General features: G+C 73.3%; 4 protein-coding genes. All 4 read left to right on the forward strand.

The genetic code is table 11. The features are described 5' to 3' along the window. Positions 1-93 precede the first annotated feature (93 nt). The 4 genes from G6048_RS46785 (at position 94) to G6048_RS46800 (ending at position 4592) form a co-directional block, all read left to right on the forward strand. Positions 94-579 carry a regulator gene (locus G6048_RS46785; protein ID WP_165345699.1) on the forward strand — a complete coding sequence of 162 codons (486 nt, stop codon included), beginning with the start codon at positions 94-96 and terminating at the stop codon, positions 577-579. Positions 580-590: 11 nt separating this feature from the next. After that, positions 591-1802: an MFS transporter gene (locus G6048_RS46790; RefSeq protein WP_408056249.1), complete on the forward strand. Its 1212-nt coding sequence runs from the start codon at positions 591-593 to the stop codon at positions 1800-1802. 391 nt (positions 1803-2193) lie between these two features. Continuing rightward, positions 2194-3438, forward strand: coding sequence for an ATP-grasp domain-containing protein (locus tag G6048_RS46795; protein ID WP_165345700.1), 1245 nt, complete (start codon positions 2194-2196; stop codon positions 3436-3438). A gap of 65 nt (positions 3439-3503) precedes the next feature. Continuing rightward, on the forward strand, positions 3504-4592 hold the full coding sequence (locus G6048_RS46800) for an MFS transporter (RefSeq protein WP_235991120.1): 1089 nt from the start codon (positions 3504-3506) through the stop codon (positions 4590-4592). The last annotated feature ends 1 nt before the right edge of the window (position 4593 follow it).

Consider the following 4593-nt stretch of genomic DNA (forward strand, 5'->3'; position numbering starts at 1 on the left):
GCCCGCCCGCCGCCCTGCCTGGCACCACGGCGACCTGTTCTCCCACGCCACCCCGGCCCCGGTGCCCGCCCTGCTGGCCGGAGGAGTCCGCCGATGATCCCCTCCCTCTCCCCTCAGCAGCTCCAGGCCGCGTGCACGGCGCTGTCTTCGGCCGCCCTGATCCGCCTGGTCAGCGAGATCGACGACCACGGGGCCATCCCGCCCCGCGAGCTGGCCCGCACCCTCACCGACCTCACCCCGCATCAGATCCGGCAGGCCATCGAGCAGGCGGACGCCCTCGGACTCCTCGACCGCTCCTCCTGCGGCCTGGGCCTCACCGCAGAGGGAGGGGACCTCGCCGATGTCTACGACGCGACCGCTCGCTGGGCCCGACGTCACAACCAGCCGGCGCCGATCTGCGACTTCGCCGGGCGGATCCGCCACACCTTCGCCCTGCTCGGCGAGCCGGCCGCGGTGGATCCTCGTACCACCGGCGGCGAGGCCGCCGCCGGACTCGGCCGCGTCCACCGGCTGCTGGCCGAGTGGATCCACGCGCACCCGTCCCAGCAGATCCGCGGCGCCTACGGCGTCGCCGCGTGACGCCGGGCGCGGTGGCGCGTCCTACCGCGGCCCTGGTGCGCGGGATCTATCTGCCGCGCGGGGCGGATGCCGCCGCGTTCGCGATGACCACCTATGGCATCCCCCTGCTCGTCCTGGCCACCACCGGATCGGCGGCCCTGACTGGGCTGGCCTTCGCGCTGGAGTGGATCCCGCGGATCGGCGCGTTCACCGTGGCCGGCACCTTGGTCGACCGTTACGGCACGGCCCGCGTCTTCCGTGCCGCCTGCCTCGCCCGGGCCTTCGTCGTGCTCGCCGCCGCCATCGTTCTCACCGCCCTCGACGCCCGAACCCTGGCCGCGACGGTCACAGTGATGCTGCTCGCCGCCTTCACCGGCGTGCTCACCGAGTTCAGTTTCGTGGCGGCCGAAACCACCGGCAGTGCGGCGAGCCGGAAGGCCGGCCCCCGGGCGCACCGGGTGCAGTCCGTCCTGCTGGGGATCGACCAGAGCGCCACGCTGGCCGGGCCCGCGATCTCCGGCCTGCTGCTGGAGCACGGCGGCCCGGCCGTCATGCTCGCAACGCTGGCGAGCCTGTCCCTCCTCGCCGCCGCACTCGGCCCTAGCGTGCGCACCGCACCGCCCGGTGTGGCTCCTGCCCAGCGGGGACTGCGGGCGGGCTGGGCGACGCTGCGCTCGCTGCCCGCCCTCGCCTGGCTGGTGGGCGGCCTGGTCGTCTCCAACGCAGCCATGGCCCTCCTGCAGGCCGCCGTCCCGGTCATCGTCGTCACCGAGCTGGACCACTCCAGCGCGGATGCCGGACTCATCTGGTCTGCCGCAGCCGTCGCCTCCCTGCTCGCCATCACCGCATCCCGCGCCGCGATCGACCGCTGGGGCCTGTGGCCGGTCGGCGCCGTGGCCGCCACCGTCGCGGCCGCAGCGACGTTCGCCGTCGCCCAGGCCGATACCTACCGCGGCTACCTCCTGCTGATCGCCGTCGTGATGGCCGGAGAAGGCAGCCTCACGGTCGTCTTCCGCACCCTGCGCTCCCACCTGATCCCGCCCGACGTGTTCGGCAGCACCCTCGCCGTGACGGTCCTGCTGCTCCTGCTGCCCTTCCCCGCCGCCGGCCTGCTCGTCGCGGCCGTGCCCCTCGCCCAGCTCGGGCACGCCATCACCGTCGCCGCACTCCTGCAGGCCCTCGGCTTCGCGGTCGCCTTCACCCGCCTGCGCACCCTGCCCGCTCTGCCCACATTCCCGGCCTGACCTTCCCGGTAGGAGAGGAGCCTTCGACGCTCATGTCCACCCTCACGCAGGACGGACGAGCTCACCTCGATCTCCCGCACCAGGGCGTGCGGCCGACGATCACCGAGCAGTTCCACGCCTTCGACTCCCAACATCCCTGGGTGTACCGGGCCCTGGAGCAGCTCGTCGCCGCGCGCCTCGCCGCCGGTGCGACACGGGTCGGCATGAAGGCACTGTTCGAGGCCCTGCGTTGGCACCACCCGCACGGCGCGACGGGCCTCAACAACAACTACACCGCCCTGTACGCACGGCGATTGCTGGCCGAGCACCCGCAGTGGGCCTCCGCCGGCGCAGCCCATGACCACCGGCCCGCCAAACCCTTCCGCCACCCGATTCTTCGAGGAGCACCTTCTTGTCCGACCGACCTGTCGTCCTGGTCGTGGCCGCGCCCGATGAGGCTTATCGCGGTTACTGCCTGGAATCCGTGGCCGCCGCCTACGACGTCGTCCTTATCACCAGCGAGGAGCCCTCGTGGGAAGTGCCCTTCATCAGGGACTGCGTGGTCGTGCCAGATCCCACGGACCAGGCGGCGCTGTCCGCCGCCGGCCGGACCCTGGCCGACCGTTACGACCTGGCCGGCGCGTTCACCTGGACTGAGTGGTACGTCGTTGCGGTCGCCCGCCTCGCCCGTCAGCTCGGCCTGCCCACCACCGCGCCCGAAGTGATGCAGGCATGCCGCAACAAGGCCACCGCCCGGAGCCTGTTCGCCCGCCACGGCGTGCCGTCGGCCGCGTCGGTGAGCGTCCGCAGCCGCCACGAGGCACAGGCCGCGGCGGAGCAGATCGGCTACCCGGTCGTCCTGAAGCCCGCCGCGCACGCGGGCAGCATCGGCGTGCTCCGTGTCGACACCCCCGCCCAGCTCACTGCCGCGTATCGAGCAGCTGGACGTACGGCCGGGCCGGGGGCGGAGAACACGAGCGTGCTGGTCGAGGAATACCTTGACGGGCCGGAGATCTCGGTCGAGTGCGCCACCTACCGGGGCGCCACCACGGTGGTCGCGGTCAACCGCAAGACCATCAGCGCACCCCCGCACTTCGAGCAGCTCGCGCACTGTGTCGACGCCGCCGACCCGCTCCTCGACGTGGTCGCCCCCACCGCGCGGGCAGCGGTCAGCGCGCTCGGGATCACCGGCGGCATCAGCCACGTCGAAATGCGCCTGGTCCAGGGCCGACCGCGCCTGGTGGAGGTCAACGGCCGCCTCGCCGGGGACATGATTTGCCATCTGGTGCGCCTCGCCACCGGCATCGACCTGCCACGCGCCGCAGCCGACATCGCCTGCGACCGCAGACCCGACCTCACCCCCGCCCGGTCTTCGGCCGCCGCCATCCAACTGATCTACCCCGAGACCTCCGGCACCCTCACCAGGCTTCACTTCGAGGGGCCCCGCCCGCCGTGGCTGGAAAGGCTGCGCTTCCAGCACCGCCCCGGCGACCAGCTGGTCCTGCCGGTGGACGGCGGCAACCTGTTCACCGCCCGGGCCGGCTTCCTGATCACCACCGGATCCACGGCCGAACTGGCGCGTGCACGTGCCGAACAGGCCGCCGGTTGCCTCACCGTCGAGGTGAGTAGAGCTCTCGACGCCAACACCGCAGCGTGAGCGGAATACCTGCGTCTGACCGGCGCAGCCGTGGCCTGCTGACCGGCTACTTCCTTGGCCTCGGGATGGTCATGGCCGTCTGGGGCGCCCGGATGCCGGCCGTCCAGCAGGCCGCCCACCTGAGCACCGCGCACCTGGCCCTGGTGCTGCTGGCCGCCGCGCTCGGCATGGTCGCAGGACTGCAGATCGCAGGCCGTCTCGCCGGGCCTGCGCGGCTTCCCGCCTTGCTCACCCTCGGGGCCAGCAGCCTGGCCGGATGCCTCGCCCTCCTGGGCCAGTGCGACAGCCTGCCCTCACTGCTTACGGCCGCCCTCGCCTTCGGTGTCGCGCACGGCGTACTGGATGTCGCCGCCAACTCCGCGGCCGTGCGCTGCCAGAACGCGGCCGGCCGCCCCATCATGTCCGGCCTCCACGCCGCCTACTCCCTCGGTGCCCTCGGCGGCGCCGCCCTGGCGGCCTTCACCGCCCACACCGCGCACAGCACCCTCTTCCTCGGGGTGGGCCTGATCCTCATGGGAGCTACGCTCGCCGCCGTGCCGGCCACCCGCTCCCTGAGCGGTACCGATCACTCGAGTACACCCGCCAACCGCACTCACGGCGAGGACCGGTCGGCACTCCCGGCCGGGAAGCTGTGGCTGCTGGGGGCGCTGGCTGCAGCGACCCTGCTGGGGGAAGGAGCCGCCGCCGACTGGGCCGCAGTCCACCTGCACAGTCTGGGAGCCTCGACGGCCGCGAGCGCCGCCGCCTTCGCCCTCTACAGCGCGGCCATGGCTACCGGGCGGCTGACCGGCGACCGGCTCACCGCAGCCTTCGGCGCCCCCACCGTCGTACGCGCCGGCGCAGTCGCCGCCGCGGCCGGGCTGCTTACCGGCGTCGCCAGCTCCAGCACTCCAGGGGCCCTGGCCGGCTGGGCGGTCTTCGGACTCGGCCTGTCCCTCACCGTCCCCTGCCTCATCACCGCTGCCGGAGTCGGCGGCCCCAGGTCCGTGGCCACCGTCGCCGTCACCGGCTACCTCGGCCTTCTGGCCGGCCCCGCCCTCATCGGCGCCCTCGCCAGCGTCACCACCCTGTCCACCGCACTGCTGCTGCCCGCCCTGCTGGCAGCCGCCGTCGCCGCCCTCTCCCACCGAGCTCTGGAGCACCCCACCCCATGAC

It is taken from the genome of Streptomyces ureilyticus (genome assembly GCF_011045025.1).
Classification (GTDB): Bacteria; Actinomycetota; Actinomycetes; order Streptomycetales; family Streptomycetaceae; genus Streptomyces; species Streptomyces ureilyticus.